We start from the raw sequence: 16,168 nt of genomic DNA, 5'->3' as shown, positions 1-16,168 counted from the left end.
AATGATCCAACGCAAGTTGACCGGATACCGGGCGGCGGTGGGTGCTATCGCGGCCATGGGCGCGATGGCCCTTGGCGGCGCGGCATCTGCCAAGGATCTCACGATGGGCACGACCAGCCCGACGTCGAGCCATTTCACCATTTCGGTTGCGATGAGCAAGGCGATCGAGACCGGCATGAAAGACACCAGTGTCAGCGTGATCGAAACAGGGGCCAGCGTGGACAATGTGCTGCGGCTGGCGCGCGACGAAATCGACCTTGGGCTTGCCACCACCGACATTCTGATTTCCGCCAGGAACGGAACCGGCAAGTTCGAAGGTAACGCAATCCCGGATACGGTTGCGCTTTATCCCTACAGCGCCTCGATCCTACTGATCGCGGTCACCGAAGAGTCTGGTGTGACGACGCTGGACGAACTGGACGGGAAGAAGTTCAATCCCGGCATCCGCGGATCGGCGGCCGAGACCCTGACGACCGGTGTCCTTTCGATGTTCGATATCAACGCGGACTTGGTGCATGGCGCCGTTGGCGATGCGGTGGAAGGCATCAAGAACCGTCAAATCGTCGGCTACAGCAAATACGGGGCCGCAGATTCTGTCGATGCAAGTCTGCAGGAATTGATGACCAGCACCAAGATGCGCTTGATCGGCTTTACCGAAGAGCAGGAGAAAGCGGTGACAGAGGATATGGAGGGCGTCGGTTTCACGACCCTTCCGGCAGAGCTCATTCCCGGCTCCGAAGCAATGCGGGTGCCGAAGCTCAACGTTTTCTTTCTGACTCGCACCGGCGTCATGGATGACCAGACCGCCTATGACATCGCCCGCAGTATCCACCAGAACATGAACCTGCTGGCCGAAGCCTGGCCACAACTGGCGGACTACGACATTGCCGCCGATGCCGTCGCTACGATGGAGGCGGGAATTACCTATCATCCGGGTGCGGAGCGTTACTGGAGAGAGGCGGCCGGAAGCTGACCGGAATCGCGGGCCGTCACGACGGCGGCACAGCCTGATCCAGACGGGGTGCTGCGGGCACCCCGCCGTTACCGCTATCGGAGAGAACATGACGCAGACATCGACCGCAATACCCTATTGGGAACGGCGCGGAGGTCAGGCGCTTGGCGTATTGTTGGCGGCATTCGTCGCTCTGCATTTCTACAATGCCCTATTCGGGCAGTTCGAACCGCTGGTTCAGCGGCCGATCTTTATCGGCCTTGGAATTGGCGGCACGTTCTTTCTTTATGCGGCGCGGGCTTCGCGCGCCGGCGCGCGAAGCGGTCTTGAGCGGGCGGTGGACATCACGCTCGGCCTGCTGGCTTTTGCGGTGTGCCTCTATGTGATCCTGAACCGGGACCGCTTTTCGGATATCATGGTGCGCTATGGGCCGCTGGACAAGGCGGCCGCTCTGTTGGCTGTCCTGTTGACGCTGGAGGCGGCCCGCCGGGTGATCGGATGGTTCCTGCCACTGTTGGCTCTTTGCACCGTGACCTATTTCTATTTCGGTTTTGACCTGATCGAAGGCTCCTGGCGCCCGCCGCGCGTGTCGGCACGCACGGCTGTCGAGACTTTCTACAGCTCGACTACCGGACTCTTTGGCTACCTCGCAGATATCGGGGCGCGGATCATCGTGATCTATGTGCTTCTGGGGGCGCTGTTGCTGTCCACCGGGGCAACGGATGCTTTCATGAAAATGGCGACCTGGATGGCCGGGCGCTCTTATGGCGGCCCGGCAAAGGTCTGTGCCCTGTCGTCGGCGATGTTCGGGACGGTGACCGGTTCGGCTGTGGCCAATGTCATGGCGACCGGGTCGATCACAATCCCCACGATGAAGCGGCTGCGATACCCGCCGGCCTTTGCCGGGGCGGTCGAGGCAGTTGCCTCGTCAGCGGGCCAGCTTACACCGCCGGTGATGGGAGCAGCGGCCTTCATCATGGCCGAGTTCCTGAACATTCCCTATACCGACATTGTCATTGCGGCGATCGGTCCGGCGTTTCTCTATTACCTGGCGGTATGGCTCGGGGTGGATCTCTATGCGCGCCGCACAGGGTTGCAACCGACACCGAGGAGCGAAATGCCCGAACCGGCGGAATTCCTCGCGCCGGACAAGTCGATCCCGCTGTTTCTTCCCATCGCGGCGATGGTCTATTTCCTGTTCAACGGCTACACGCCGAGCTTTGCAGGTGCCGGTGCGATTATCATGCTGGTTTTGGCCTGTGTGGTGGTGCGCCCGTTCGCGCGTGACGGACGAGAGCAGGGCGTGTTGGCCTGTTGGGCCAAGCTGGCGCGCGATATCTATGAGGGGATGGTCGAAGCAGGGCGGGCGCTGGTGATGATCGCCGCGCTGCTGGCCTGCGCCGCCATCGTCGTCAAGGTTCTGACGGCGACGGGTGCCGGGGTCAAAGTCTCGAACCTGTTGTTCTCCGTGTCCGGGCAGGGGCTGATCGTGGCCCTTTTGCTGGCGGCGGTGCTGGCGATCTTGCTGGGCATGGACGTGCCGACGACGGCCTCCTATGTCCTGGCTGCGGCGATCGCCGCGCCGAGCCTCGTGCGGCTTGGCCTGCCCGAACTGACGGCTCATCTTTTCATCTTCTACTATGCGATCCTGTCGGCCATCACGCCACCGGTCTGTGCGAGTGTCTATGCCGCCGCCGCGCTGGCAGGGGCCAATTTCTGGCGGGTGGCTGGTCGCGCGCTGATGCTGGCCTGCGCGATCTATGTGGTGCCGTTTCTCTTTGTGTTCCGGCCGGGCATACTGGCCCAGGGCGGCACTGTGCAAATCCTACTGGATATGGGCGTGGCCTGCGCCGCGGTTTTCGCCGTCAGCGTTGGCACGAGCGGCTGGTTTCGTGGAAAGGTGCCGGTCATCGGCCGGTTTCTGTTCCTGTCGGCTGCCGCCTTGCTGTTTTACGCCGCGCCGGTGGCTGACATTCTTGGGGTGCTGGCGCTGTCAGGGCTTCTGACGTGGCGGTTTATGCAAAAAGCGTCGCCACCCGGCGGCGCCGAATGACGCCGCGCAACGCTGTCCTTCTTTCGTTCGGCCTGAACAACCCGCATGATATTGGTGGCGCTGGGAAAATTGGTGATTTTCCTCGCGGCCAACCGCAGGGTTTCGTAGACTGGCATTCGAAACCCTGTAGTTCGGGATCCAGCCATGAAGCATCGAGATCGCGCACCGGAACAGGATGACCTGCTGAGGCCGCGCCTGGTTGACATGATCGACATGCGGCACGAGCTGGTGAAACTCGCGGGCCTCATCGATTGGGAGTGGTTCGAGTGGGAATGGGCCGGGTTCTTTCCCTCCGCGTCAGGTCGACCGGCAACGCATCCCCGCCTTGTGGCCGGCCTCATGTATCTGCAGCATACCCATGGTCTCTCGGACGAGGCCGTTGTCGCACGGTGGGTCGAAAACCCGTACTTCCAGCATTTCACCGGTGAGACGTTCTTCCAGCACCATCCGCCGATCCACCCGTCCTCGCTCACCCGGTGGCGGGATCGTATCGGCGAAGAGGGGGCTGAGTGGTTGCTGACCAAGACGATCGAGGCCGGGCGGGCGGGCGGGGTGGTCGATGACGACCGCCTGTCGCGGGTGTCCGTCGATACCACGGTGATGGAAAAGGCCATCGCGCACCCCACGGATGCCCGCCTCTATGAGAAGGCAAGGATCAAGCTGGTGGCGCTGGCGAAACTCCATGGCATCGACCTGCGCCAGACCTATGCGCGCAAGGCTCCACGGCTGGCGCAGCAGATCGGGCGCTACGCCCATGCGCGGCAATTCAAACGGATGCGCAAGGCCCTGCGCACGTTGCGCGGGTACACAGGCCGGGTCATGCGCGACATCCGCCGACGCCTCGATGCCATTCCAGAAGGGGCAACACGCCACGGGGTGGCCGAAATGCTGGCGCGGGTGTCGAAGCTGCTGCACCAGGCCCCGAAGGCCAAGGGCAAGATCTACGCCTTGCACGAGCCTGAGGTCGACTGCATCTCGAAAGGGAAAGCACGCGTCCGCTACGAATTCGGCTGCAAGGTCAGCGTCGCCACGACCATCGATGGCGGGTTCGTGGTGGGCATGCGCGCCATGCCGGGCAACCCCTATGACGGCCACACGCTGGCCGAGGCGCTGGAACAGGTCGAGACGCTCACCGACATGCGCCCCGCTCTCGTCGTCGTGGACCGCGGCTATCGCGGACACGATGTCCGTGGTCCCCGCGTGCTGATCTCGGGCATGCGCCGGGGGCTGACGAAGGGGCTGAAGGCGCACTTGCGGCGGCGAAGCGCGATCGAGCCGGAAATTGGCCACATGAAAACCGACGGCCGCCTCGCTCGATGCCCGCTGAAGGGCACAAGGGGCGACGCGATCTTCGCCGTGCTCTGCGGCTGCGGGCACAACATCCGAAAGATCCTGGCCCAGCTCCGGGCCCTTTTGGCCTTGTTGGTGGCATGGATCGCCGACGCCGTGAGGCTGTCAACCGCGGCCGATGGCGGGTGGCGCCACCCGGAAATGGCCGCATAGGCATTGTTCAGACCCGACTCTTTCATGGGCGCGAACCTTGCGATGAATATCCCCAGAAAAGCGTCGGGCCGCCGCAGATAGTCTGCGACGGCCCGACGGCATTCGACCCCCAAAGGGGCGATGCCTCGGCTCTCAGGTCATTGTGAAATATGGAAAGGTAACCTCGTCGGATGCCTTGACGAAAGTCACTTCCACCTTGGCCCCGATATGAACCTTCTCGGGATCGCCGGTCTGGATCCGGCTCATCATCCGGGGGCCTTCCTCCAGCTCGATCAATGCCACGACATATGGCACGTCATCCGCGAAAGCCGGCCCCGCCGGACGGCGCGCGATGGTGAAGGTATGCACCTTGCCGCGTCCGCTCACGGTGTTGAAGCGCAGATTGCCGGAATGGCAATACGGGCAAATAGAGCGGGGATAGAAGTGATGTTTGCCGCAATCGCCGCAAAGCGGGATGTCGAGGCGGCCCTCGCGCGCGGCCTCCCAATAGGGGGCGCTGTCATGGTCGATCACCGGAAGCGGTTTTTCAATGCTCATCGTCTTAGCCCTTCTGCAAAATCACGGTCGCACCAGAGGACAGCGTGCCCCCGGTGCCATGCACCAGCGCGGTCTCGGCGCCCTTGACCTGGCGCTCGCCGCCCTCGCCGCGAAGCTGCCGGACCGCCTCGATCAGCAGGAACATTCCGAACATGCCCGGATGCAGCGCCGAGAGGCCGCCGCCACTGGTGTTCATTGGGAACGCCCCGCCCGGTGCCGTGCGCTGGCCCGACACGAAATCGCCGCCTTCGCCGATCTTGCAGAAACCCAGAGCCTCAAGCGAGAGCAGCACGGTGATGGTAAAGCTGTCATAGATCTCGACCACGTCGATATCCGAATGGCTCACCCCGGCCATTTTCATTGCGCGTTCCCCGGCCTTTTGCGCGGGAAGCAGGCGGGCGAGGTCCGGCATTTCGCCGATGGCCCAGTGGGTATGCGCCTCGCCATAGCCCTTGACCGCGACGGGCCGGGTGTTGAGGTCCTTGGCCCGCTCGGCGGTGGTCATGACGATGGCACCGGCCCCGTCGGTGACGAGACAGCAATCGAGCAGATGCAGCGGCTCCGAGATCATCGTGCTGGACAGCACGTCGTCGATGGACAGCGGATCGCGACGCGTCGCCTCGGGGTTCAACTGTGCCCATTTCCGCGTCGCGACGGCGATTTCGGCCAGATTCTCGGACGTGGTGCCAAATTCATGCATATGGCGCTGTGCGGCCATCGCATAGCCGCCCACAGGCGTGGGCATCCCGTAAGGCGTTTCATGCTGCATGGACAGGACCGAAGGCCGGCCCCCCAGGTTGCGGCTGCGCAGGGATTTCTGGTCCGAGCTGTAGACGATCAGCGCAACCTCGCAATAGCCTTCGCGAAGAGCCATGGCGGCATGTGCGACATGGGCCTCGAATGCCGAACCGCCAATATTCGTGCCATCGACGAATGTCGGCATGATGCCCAGATATTCGCCCAGCGTCACCGTGGCCAGTTGGCCGGGGCCGGGGACCCCCCACATGCCGGCGGTCAGAAGGCCGTCGACATCGCTCAGTTTCAGTCCGGCTTCTTCGACTGCGGCTTTTGCCACCAACGCGGCATGACCAAGGACCGAAGCCTTGGTGATGAACTTGCCGTCCTTCAGCGGCGCGTCGGCAATGCCGACGACCACCGGTTCTCGTCCGTTCTTCATATGCTCTTTCTCCTTCTTGCCGGGCTGTCCCGGTGTGCCCCGAACCGTCAGCCCGGCCGCATGGTCTTTGCGATGAGCGTGCGCTGAATCTGAGAGGTTCCGCCGCCGATGGTGCTTTGCATCCCTTCGCGGAAATACCGCTCCATATCTGCTTCGGGCAGCATCGAGTGGCCGCCCAGGATCTGCATTCCGTTGCGCGTCACCGTCTGCAGCGTCTCGGAGGCATAGAGCTTTGCCATCGAGACCTCTCGCGTGCAGGGCGCCTTTGCTGCGGCCAGGCTGGCGGCGCGATAAACCAACAGCCGGGCGGCATCGACCTGGGTCTGCATGTCGGCCAGCATGTGGCGGATCACCTGAAAGTCGAAGATCGGCTTGTCGAACTGAATCCGTTCGTGGGCGTAGCGCAGAGCATCGTCTACCGCTGTCTGGGCATTGCCCACATAGGCGGCGGCCACGGCCACGCGTTCCAGTTCCAGATGGTCGGTGATGATCTTCCAGCCATCGTTTTCCGTGCCCAGCAGCGCATCGGCCGGCAGTTTCACGTCGTCCACGAAAATCTCGGTGGTGCCGGTTGCGCGGCGCGCCATGGTCGGCAGCTTGCGGATGTCCAGGCCTTCGGTGTCATTGGGGATCAGGAAAACCGACAGCCCCTTGTGTTTGGGCGCGTTGGGGTCGGTCCGGGTCAGCATTGCAAGGATTGCGTTATCGGCCGCAGCGCCCGAGCACCACAGTTTCTGCCCGTTGACGACCCAGCCGTTGCCGTCGCGCCGCGCGCGGGTCTTTGTCGATGCCGCATCCGACCCCGCGCCCGGTTCGGAAATCGAGATCGAAAAGCGGATGTCGCCATCGAGGAAGGGCTGGATGTACCGCTCTTTTTGCTCGGGTGTGCCGAATTTCTCGACATTCATCGCGGTGAACGTCGCCACCATCAACCCGGTCGAGAAGTCAAAGCCGTATTTGGCCAACCCTTCGCACATCAGGGCATAATCCATGATGTCACCGCCAAGACCGCCGCTCTCTTCTGAAAACAGGATGCCGAGCCAGCCCTGCTTGGCCACTTTTTCATAGGCTTCGTAGGGGTATTTGCGCTCGCGGTCGCAATTTCGGATATAATCGCGGCCGATCTCTTCGTCGACGAAACGCTCGACGGTGGCGCGCCACATCTCTTGCTCGGGTGTCAGAAAGTTCATGCGCTCTCTCCTTGTGTCTTGTCGTGCGCCGCACGGATTTTGGCCGGCTCTCCGGGGCGATCCAGACGCGACTTGCGGATCAGCAGGCTGAACTCGCAGCGCAGGACCGTTTCGTCCCGCTGGTTGATGCCTTCCAGTTTGCTGGTCACGACGCCGTGCCTTTCGTCATGGTCCTTCAGGTCGATGATTTCGGCGCGGGCCCAAAGGGTGTCGTTGATAAAAGTGGGCCGCAAAAAGCGCAGCTTATCACAGCCATAGAAAGCGGCCAGCACGGAACTGTCGAAGGGGATCATCGCATTGACGATCGAGAACACGAGGCTGCCCTGCACGAGGCGCTGGCCATACAGAGACGATTTGGCGTGCTCGACGTTGGAGTGAAGTTCCAGCCAGTTCCCGGTCAACATGCAGAAATTGACGACATCGGTTTCGGTCATCGTCCGACCGCTCGAAATGCCGGTCTGGCCAAGTGACAACTCTCCAAAAGGGTGACGTATCACGTTGATTTCTCCTGTCCGTCCGCCTTTGATGACAAAACGATTAAGGCATCGGCGGCGACCAATCCCTTCCCGTCGGCCCGAACCATCACAGGGTTGATTTCAATTTCCGAGATCAGATCGGCGTTCTCGGCAAAGAAAACAGATATGCGTGAAATCAGGTCTGCCAGGGCACCTTTGTCGGCCGGTTCTGCGCCGCGTAGTCCAGTCAGCAACCGCGCCCCCGGTCCCGATCGCAGCATGGCCGCGGCAGTTTGCGGGGTGGCGGGCGCAAGCCTGATTTCGGCGGCATCAATCAGTTCCACAAGGATGCCGCCAGGACCGGCCAGAACGATCGGACCAAAGGTGTCGTCGCGTTTGCAGCCGATGATCCATTCGGCCACGGACCCTTCTTCCATTTCCTCGATCAGCGCCGTGCCGCCCGCAAACCGTTCCGCCATTTCGGCAGCGGCCTGTTTCGCCTCGTCGGGGGAAAGACCCAAACGGACGAGCCCGTGATCGGACTTATGCGGATAGTCATCGTGACACAGCTTGGCGACACAGCGCCCGTGGTCGGGGTCACGTCGGGGCACCGGGATTCCGATCCGTTGCAGCAGATCCTTCGCATCGGCCTCGTGGATCACCGTGCGTCCGGCACGCTGCCAGTTTTCCAGTGTTTCTCTGTGAGTCATGCCACTTCTCCTGCCGCGACCGCGAGTGCGGCGAGGCCCGATGCCGCCCGAGCGGGCGAATCATAGACAGGAACGGCGCGTTCGCGCAGAGCTTCGCCCGAGGCATTGCTGCGTGCCGAACCGGTCCAGACGATCAGGATCGGCTTGCCTGTGCTGTCGAACGCCTCGGCCAAGGCCTCGATGAACTGCTGATCTGGCACAAATGTGATAATTGCGATGGCAATATCCACGCCCGGATCGGCGGCAACGGCCTCCAGACAGCGTCCGACATATGTGGGATTCGCCAAAACCACACCGGTCAGATCGACCGGGTTTGTCACCGACCCATAAAAGGGCACATAGCGCGACAGCGCCGTCTGCGTCGTTTCATCCAGCACCGGAACCTCGAAGCCCGCGCTTTCGGCCAGGTCGGTCATTTCGACGCCGAGCCCGCCGGTGACAGAAATGATCCCGACCCTGTTTCCGGCAGGTCTCCGACCCGCGGCGAGCGCCGTCACGGCATCGACGGCGGCGACGGATTCACGGGCGCGGATGACACCGGTTTCGCGAAAGACCGCGCTGATCACCCGGTCGTCCCCGGCCATGGCGCCGGTATGCGACTGGACCGCGCGTGACCCGGCGCGGCTGCGCCCACCCTTGACCGCGACAACATGCTTCCCCGCCTGTGTCAGCCGCTGGGCCGCTTCGGCAAAACGGCGTCCGTCGCGCAGTTCCTCGACGTAGCAAAGAACCACCCGCGTCTGGGGGGCGTTGCCCAGATAGTCCAGCAGGTCCGCTGCGGTCAGGTCGGTTTCGTTGCCGCTGGAAACGATGGCGTTGATGCCCACGCCGCGTTCGCCCAGACGCAACGCCATAAGGCCCGCAAGCGCGCCGGACTGGGAAATCATGGCCACGGGACCAGGCCGAAGATCGTTGAACATCGGGCTGAAGGTCAGTTGCAGGTCCGCTGCGGGGCGCACCACGCCTTCGCAGTTCGGCCCGACCAGTCTGAAGGGCGCGTCTTGCATGATCCGGCGCAAGCGCTCTTCGTTCTCATGCCCATCTTCCCCGGCTTCGGAAAAGCCCGAGGTGACCCCGACCACGACCTTTACATCGAGCCTGGTGCAGGTCTCCAGAGCGTCCAGCGCGACCTCGACCGGCGTTGCCAGCACAACCACGTCGATCGGGCTGTTAATCTCGTCCAGACTGCGCACAGCCGGAAGGCCTTCGATCTCGCCGCCCGAAGGGTTCACGGGGATAATCGTGCCGCTGTAACCGTTGCTCTTCAGCAGGGCCATGACGGCCTGCCCCAACTTACCCTTGGTGCGGGACGCGCCGACCACCGCGATGGTGCGAGGGTCGAACAACCTGTCCAGTGCGTCGGCTACCGTGGGCCGGCATGCCGTCATTCGATTCGTGTTTGGCTCTGCCATACTTTCCTCCGTCAAGTGAAAAAACATCGGCTCGTTTCGGCGATCTAACGGTCGTTCGATTGTTCTCGCAATGGATTCTGGTTCCGAGCAGACTGAGGCTTTCAGAGCCGCAAACTAGGGCTTGACGTCGGGAAATTCGCAAAACGAGGCAGACGCGTGAAAATGGAGAATGGACCACTGAGCGATGTCAGGGTGATTGAACTGGGGCATGTGATCGCGGCACCGATGTGCGGCGCATTGCTGTCCGATTTTGGCGCCGACGTGGTCAAGATCGAGCGTCCGGGGCAGGGTGACATGCTGCGGGTGCTGAGCGCGCGGGCCAGCGATGGCGTTGGCGCCTGGTGGAAGACCCTGGCACGAAACAAGCGTCTGATGGCGCTGGACTGGAAGAGTGAAGACGGCCGCGCCATTCTGCGCCGGCTGGTCGAAAACGCCCATGTGCTTATCGAGAATTTTCGACCCGGTGTTCTGGAACGGGCAGGGTTGGCCCCAGGGGTCCTGCATGAGTGGAACCCCGATCTGGTGATCGTGCGGATCTCGGGCTATGGCCAGACGGGGCCGCGTGCCTCGTGGCCCGGTTTCGGCCGCGCGGGTGAAGCCATGAGCGGGCTGGCCCACATAACAGGCTTTGCCGACAATGCACCGATGCATCCCGGGTTCCCCGCAGCGGATTCGACCACAGGCCTCATGGCGGCCTACGGCACGATGATGGCGCTGCATGCGGTGCGAAACGGCAGCGCCAGGGGACAAGTGGTGGACCTGGCTATTTTCGAGCCGCTCTTGCGCTTGATCGACTACCATGTGCCCACGCGCACCGGCGCGGGGCTTTCCGTTGACCGCAATGGGCTCCAGGCGCCCAATTCATACGCCCCGGCGGGGGTGTTCCGCGCGCGGGACGGGAAATGGATCACCGTCAGCGCGGGCAGTGCGGCAACCGGGCGGCGCCTGCTGGAGGCGGCAGGTGGCAAGACATGGGCGGAGCAGCCGCAGTTCCAGAGCCTCGACGGTTTTGCGGCGCATATGGACGAAATCGTCGACCGGCTCGGGGCATTCGTTGCGCAGCATGACGCGCAGGAGGCGATCGATATTTTTGGCGCCCACGATGCCGTGGCTGCGATGGTCTATGACGTCGATGACATCCTGGCCGATCCTCAGATCGCCGCGCGCGGGGACATTGTCGGGGTGGAGGGCGACGACACCAAGGTCGTCGGGCCGGTACCAAAGCTGGACAAGACGCCGGGGCGGCTGCGCTGGCTTGGGCGCAGCGAACTGGGTGCTGACACCCGGGCGATTTTACAAGAGCTCGCGTACGACACCGGGCAAATCGACACCCTAATCGAACAAGGCACTGTGGCCGAACCGGGCCGCTGAGCCGGGTCTGCAAGACGTGAGGAGAAAATCATGACCTATCAGATGACATCCGAACAGCAGGGAATCCGCGATGCGATCCTGCGGATCTGCGAAGAATTCGACGACGAATTCTGGCTGACACGCGATCGCGTAGGCGGTTTTCCGCGAGAGCTGCATCAAAAGCTGGCCCGCGATGGCTGGCTGGGGATTGCAATCCCCGAAGAGTACGGAGGTGCCGGTCTTGGCATCGTCGATGCCGCGATCATGATGCAGGCCATTGCGGAATCCGGCGGCGGCAACAGCGCCGCCTCGGCGATTCACATGAATATCTTCGGTCTGAACCCGGTCGTGAAATTCGGCACCCATGACCAGAAAAAGAAATACCTTCCGCCTTTGGTGGCAGGCGATGAACGTGCGTGTTTCGGGGTGACCGAGCCGACAACCGGTCTGGACACCACCAAGCTGAAAACACGCGCCGTGCGCCAGGGGGACCGATATGTGGTGCACGGCCAGAAGGTCTGGATTTCAACCGCCCAGGAGGCCGACAAGATCCTGTTGCTGGCACGCACGACCCCGCTTGAGGACGTCAAGAAACCGACAGAAGGATTAAGCCTATTTTACACCGATCTGGACCGATCTTTCGTCACCGTGCGCGAGATCGAAAAGATGGGCCGCAAATGTGTCGACTCGAACGAACTGTTCATCGACGGGCTTCCGATCCCTGCCGGGGATCTGATCGGCGAAGAAGGCCAGGGCTTTCGTCAGATCCTGCACGGGCTGAACCCCGAACGGGTTCTGATTGCCGCTGAAGCAGTCGGAATCGGGCGGAATGCGCTTCGGCGCGCCGCGGATTACGCCAATGAGCGCGTCGTTTTTGGCAGACCAATCGGTCAGAATCAGGGTGTACAGCACCCCCTGGCCGCCAGCTGGGCGGAACTGGAGGCGGCCAACCTGATGGCGATGCACGCCGGCGCGCTCTACGACGCCGGCAAGCCCTGCGGCAATGAAGCCAACGCAGGAAAATATCTGGCCGCCGAAGCGGCGGTGAAGGCGACACAGACCGCGCAGCTGACCTTCGGCGGGTTCGGATACGCCAAGGAATACCATGTCGAGCGTCTTGTTCGCGAGGCCATCCTGTTTCGCATCGCGCCGGTCACCCCGCAACTGGTGCTTTCGTTTATCGCGGAACATGCCCTCGGCCTGCCAAAATCCTACTAGTTACGAACATCAAAGGAAGTGCCATGCGAATTCATGGAATGGATGCCATTTTCAACCCTCGCTCGGTAGCGGTGATTGGCGCCTCAAGCGATCCCAAGCGCATCGGCGGAAGGCCGGTGGATTTTCTCAAGCGGCACGGTTTCGACGGCCCGATCCTGCCTATCAACCCGAAATCGCCCGAGGTGCAGGGCCTGACGGCGTATCCGTCGATCTCGGAGGCACCCACGACACCGGACCTGGCCGTGATCGCGCTGCCCGCGCCGCTGGCCGTTCAGGCGGTCGAACAGTGCGCGGCCCAAGGTGTGCGGGGGGCGGTGATCTTCAGCTCGGGGTTCTCGGAGGTCGATGCCGACGGGGCCGCCCTTCAGGCGCGCATGGTCGACATCGCGCGCGAGGGCGGCATGCGGCTTGTGGGGCCGAACTGCCTTGGGATCGCGAATGTGCGCCACAACCTCTATGCGACATTCACGCCCGGGGTCGAAAAACACCTGCCAAAACCCGGCGGCGTGTCGATCGTCAGTCAAAGCGGCGCGTTCGGCTCGTATTGCATGACGCTCGTTCGAATGCGCGGACTTGGGGTCAATATCTGGGCGACGACGGGCAATTCCTGCGATGTCGATTTTGCCGATGCCGTGGCCTATTGCGCGCAGGATGACGATACCCGCGTCATCATGGGATATCTCGAAGGGGCAACCGATCGCGACAGGCTGGTCGAGGCACTTGAGCTGGCACGGGCCCGGGGAAAGCCGGTGGTCATGATGAAGGTCGGGCGCAGCGCGGTCGGAGCAGAGGCCGCGCAGTCGCATACCGCCTCATTGGCTGGGGCAGACGCGGTCTATGACGCGGCGTTCCGGCAGTACGGCGTTTACCGGGCGCAATCGGTCGATGAAATGTTCGATGTGACTTATGCCTGTGCCGAATCCGCGTCGATGATGCAGGGCGACCGGCTGGGCCTTGTGACAGTCTCGGGCGGGGTCGGGGTGCTGATGGCCGACGAAGCCGAAAAGCTGAAACTGGACGTGCCTGCGCTTCCCGATCATGCACAGAAAAAGCTGAAAGAGGTGCTGCCATTTGCCGGTGTCCGAAACCCGGTCGATGTGACGGCGCAGCTGGTCAACCAGATCGATCTTCTGGAAACCAACATGGATGTGTTGTTTGGTGACGGCGAGATCGATGGGGCCATCATCTTCATGTCGACGGTCGGACTTGTCGCCGACCTGAACGAAGCCATTCGGCGCGGACTGGAGCGCATTCGCGAGAAATATCCCGGTCGGCCAATGCTGTTCTGTTCGCTGACAGAGCCAGAGGGGCGCGCCGCGTACGAAAAGTCGGGGTTCATCGTGTTCGAGGAACCGACCCGTGCGGTCCGAGCGATGGCCGCGTTGCGCTATTTTGCCCGTTCCTTCGCGCGGGCAGGCGAAAAGGACCCGATCCCCGAACTCTCCAACCTGTCGCCGTTGCCGGACGGAATTGTGAACGAGATCGAGGCCAAGGCCCTGCTTGCAGAGGCCGGAATCGGGATCGTGCGCGAAACCCTGGCCACCACCCCCGAAGCGGCAGCCCAGGCAGCGCAAGAAATGGGATTCCCGGTCGTGCTGAAGATTGCCTCGCCCGACATCTTGCATAAATCCGACATCGGGGGCGTCGCGCTTGATCTGCGTTCGGCTGAAGATGTCCGCTCTGCCGGGGCACGAATCCTGGAATTGGCGTCCGAGAAGATGCCCGGTGCGCGGATCGACGGGCTGGTCGTGGCGGAACAGGCAGCACCTGGACTGGAGGCTATACTCGGCGTGACCCAGGACCCGGCTTTCGGCCCGGTGGTCATGTTCGGTCTGGGCGGGGTGTTTGTCGAGGCCCTCGAAGACGTGTCTTTCCGCGTCGCACCATTCGGACCTGCCGAAGCGCGCCGTATGATTGACGAAATCCGCAGCCGCAAACTGCTGGACGCATTCCGGGGCGCGCCCGAACGCGACATCGACGCCCTCGCCGACGCCCTTGCCCGACTGTCTGCTTTTGCCGCCCATCACGGGGCCGCGCTAGAGACCATTGATGTCAATCCATTGATCGTCGCGGCAAGCGGGCAGGGCGCCGTGGCCGCTGACTGTGTGATCATACCCGCCAGGCGAGGAGGTCACTGACAGCCGAACCCGAAATCTTTCCTGATCCCCAAGTCGCTTGCGGCGGCCCCCGGCAGTTTTCTAACAGTTGACAGAATTCACAAGCGCGGCCATCCTTCCATATGGAACGCTGTGCATATAACTGCACACGGAGGGAGGAGATAATGGAAACCGCGCATCAGACTTCAGCAAGAACAGGCGGCGATCACATTGTGAAATCGGTGGCGCGCACCTGTCAGACCTTGGTGTATTTCGATGAAGTTCGGCGACCGCTTTCGGTCGTGGAAGTGTCCAAGGAACTGGGGTACCCGCAGTCAAGTACCTCGGCGCTGCTCAAAAGCCTGGTGAAGCTTGGATTTCTGACCCACGATGCCCGAAAGAAGAGTTATTTTCCCACCGAGCGCGTTCCGCTTTTAGGGTCGTGGATGAATCCAGATCTGTTCGGCGAAGGCGCGATCCACCGGCTGCTCAGGACAATTTCGGAACGCACACGGCATGTGGTGGTTCTGGCAACCAAGAACGGGGACGAAGCCGAGTATGTGCAAGTTATCCGTCCGAAAGATTCGCCGATCCACCACATATCGCTCGGGACACGTCGTCCGCTGGGTAACTCGGGTGTCGGGCGCGTTCTGATGAGTCGTATCAGTGACGACGAAGTGCGCAGTCTGTTCCGCAAGATCAACGCCTATCGCGCGCCCGACAAACCGGCAGTGGACGTGAAAGCTTTCGTGGCCTCGTTGGCAGAAACCCGTGCCAAGGGCTATTACCTCTCAACCGATCAGGTGGTTCAAGGGAGCGGCTTGATTTCCATGCCGTTTCCTAACCACCTGAGTTCGCGGCTTTTCGCTGTCGGGGTTGGCGCTCCAACTGATGTTATCTTGCGATCCGAAAAAGAGATCGTGAGGATCATGCGCGAAGAAATCGTTCGAAATCTGAAGAAGATGGGCCAACAGTCCCTGACCGCCTGACCGCCTGACCGCCTGGATCAGCCAGCGCCGTAAAAAATGGCCCGGCTTGACGAAGACGGGACTTGGGGGGCGCGGACGAAACGCGCCACTTGCCAATGTCAGGGTCCGTTTTCAGGCGGCCGAAATAGCCTCTTCGCGTCAGGCTCAAGGTTGAGCCTGACCGGCGGGGCGTCGTTAGCACCGGCATCCCCGAAGGCCGGGCGGTGTAGGATGCGCTGCCCAGAGCAGTGCGACCACGGTTTCGGCCCGCCCCAAGAATACCGGCTTGAAGAGAGGCGCCGCGAAAGAGGCCGACCATCATCGTGTTGATGGTCGGCCACGGAATCCTTTCTTTCGGCCGTGAAAGCGTTGGAGATTCCCACCCACGATTGGCGTTCGATCTTCTCTGTTGCGTCGCCGCGGGTTCAGTTCGCGTATTCGCATATATGTGTGATCTCGCGACAGTTACGCCCCCGGCCACCCATAAACATTGACCGGTTCACCGCACCATGGTGCGCTGATCGACAAGGCCACAGGGAGGAAGACT

At 62.2% G+C, this 16,168-nt stretch carries 13 protein-coding genes; 7 read left to right on the top strand and 6 right to left on the bottom strand.

Annotation, left to right across the window (positions count from 1 at the left end; all coding sequences use genetic code 11):
- Window position 1: 1 nt before the first annotated feature.
- The 3 genes from AC13CR_RS07220 (at window position 2) to AC13CR_RS07210 (ending at window position 4,508) form a co-directional block, all read left to right on the top strand.
- A complete protein-coding gene (locus tag AC13CR_RS07220) occupies window positions 2–973 on the top strand; it encodes a TAXI family TRAP transporter solute-binding subunit (protein WP_482900519.1) in 972 nt (323 codons plus the stop codon).
- On the top strand, window positions 894–3,005 hold the full coding sequence (locus AC13CR_RS07215) for a TRAP transporter permease (protein ID WP_482900580.1): 2,112 nt from the start codon (window positions 894–896) through the stop codon (window positions 3,003–3,005). The genes AC13CR_RS07220 and AC13CR_RS07215 overlap by 80 nt, the downstream gene beginning before the upstream one ends.
- Before the next feature lie 144 nt (window positions 3,006–3,149).
- Window positions 3,150–4,508, top strand: coding sequence for an IS5 family transposase (locus AC13CR_RS07210; protein ID WP_482900518.1), 1,359 nt, complete (start codon window positions 3,150–3,152; stop codon window positions 4,506–4,508).
- A gap of 132 nt (window positions 4,509–4,640) precedes the next feature.
- Here AC13CR_RS07210 and AC13CR_RS07205 read toward each other — a convergent pair whose 3' ends face one another.
- From AC13CR_RS07205 to AC13CR_RS07180, 6 genes are read right to left on the bottom strand one after another with little or no spacing between them, the layout of a single operon-like run.
- Window positions 4,641–5,045 (bottom strand): Zn-ribbon domain-containing OB-fold protein, encoded by a 405-nt coding sequence (locus AC13CR_RS07205; protein WP_482900517.1) that lies wholly within the window; start codon window positions 5,043–5,045, stop codon window positions 4,641–4,643.
- 4 nt (window positions 5,046–5,049) lie between these two features.
- On the bottom strand, window positions 5,050–6,222 hold the full coding sequence (locus AC13CR_RS07200; RefSeq protein WP_482900516.1) for an acetyl-CoA acetyltransferase: 1,173 nt from the start codon (window positions 6,220–6,222) through the stop codon (window positions 5,050–5,052).
- A gap of 47 nt (window positions 6,223–6,269) precedes the next feature.
- Window positions 6,270–7,412 (bottom strand): acyl-CoA dehydrogenase family protein, encoded by a 1,143-nt coding sequence (locus AC13CR_RS07195; RefSeq protein WP_482900515.1) that lies wholly within the window; start codon window positions 7,410–7,412, stop codon window positions 6,270–6,272.
- On the bottom strand, window positions 7,409–7,846 hold the full coding sequence (locus AC13CR_RS07190) for a MaoC/PaaZ C-terminal domain-containing protein (RefSeq protein ID WP_482900514.1): 438 nt from the start codon (window positions 7,844–7,846) through the stop codon (window positions 7,409–7,411). The genes AC13CR_RS07195 and AC13CR_RS07190 overlap by 4 nt, the downstream gene beginning before the upstream one ends.
- Before the next feature lie 59 nt (window positions 7,847–7,905).
- Window positions 7,906–8,577 (bottom strand): acetate--CoA ligase family protein, encoded by a 672-nt coding sequence (locus tag AC13CR_RS07185; RefSeq protein WP_482900513.1) that lies wholly within the window; start codon window positions 8,575–8,577, stop codon window positions 7,906–7,908.
- The gene (locus tag AC13CR_RS07180) at window positions 8,574–9,965 is read right to left on the bottom strand and encodes an acetate--CoA ligase family protein (RefSeq protein ID WP_482900512.1); all 1,392 of its coding nucleotides are present in this window, start codon (window positions 9,963–9,965) and stop codon (window positions 8,574–8,576) included. The genes AC13CR_RS07185 and AC13CR_RS07180 overlap by 4 nt, the downstream gene beginning before the upstream one ends.
- Window positions 9,966–10,151: 186 nt before the next feature.
- Between AC13CR_RS07180 and AC13CR_RS07175 the strand changes: the two genes are divergently transcribed.
- The 4 genes from AC13CR_RS07175 to AC13CR_RS07160 all read left to right on the top strand — a co-directional run bounded on the left by AC13CR_RS07175 (window position 10,152) and on the right by AC13CR_RS07160 (window position 15,642).
- The gene (locus AC13CR_RS07175) at window positions 10,152–11,360 is read left to right on the top strand and encodes a CaiB/BaiF CoA transferase family protein (RefSeq protein WP_482900579.1); all 1,209 of its coding nucleotides are present in this window, start codon (window positions 10,152–10,154) and stop codon (window positions 11,358–11,360) included.
- Between the two features lie 30 nt (window positions 11,361–11,390).
- Entirely contained in the window at window positions 11,391–12,557 is a 1,167-nt protein-coding gene (locus tag AC13CR_RS07170) for an acyl-CoA dehydrogenase family protein (RefSeq protein ID WP_482900511.1), read from the top strand.
- 23 nt (window positions 12,558–12,580) lie between these two features.
- Window positions 12,581–14,695 carry an acetate--CoA ligase family protein gene (locus tag AC13CR_RS07165; RefSeq protein WP_482900510.1) on the top strand — a complete coding sequence of 705 codons (2,115 nt, stop codon included), beginning with the start codon at window positions 12,581–12,583 and terminating at the stop codon, window positions 14,693–14,695.
- Window positions 14,696–14,838: 143 nt separating this feature from the next.
- The gene (locus AC13CR_RS07160) at window positions 14,839–15,642 is read left to right on the top strand and encodes an IclR family transcriptional regulator (RefSeq protein ID WP_482900509.1); all 804 of its coding nucleotides are present in this window, start codon (window positions 14,839–14,841) and stop codon (window positions 15,640–15,642) included.
- The last annotated feature ends 526 nt before the right edge of the window (window positions 15,643–16,168 follow it).

The organism is Paracoccus sp. L-17 (genome assembly GCF_056857655.1).
Note: the sequence above shows the minus strand (reverse complement) of the source record. Positions and strands in the feature narration are given on the sequence as shown.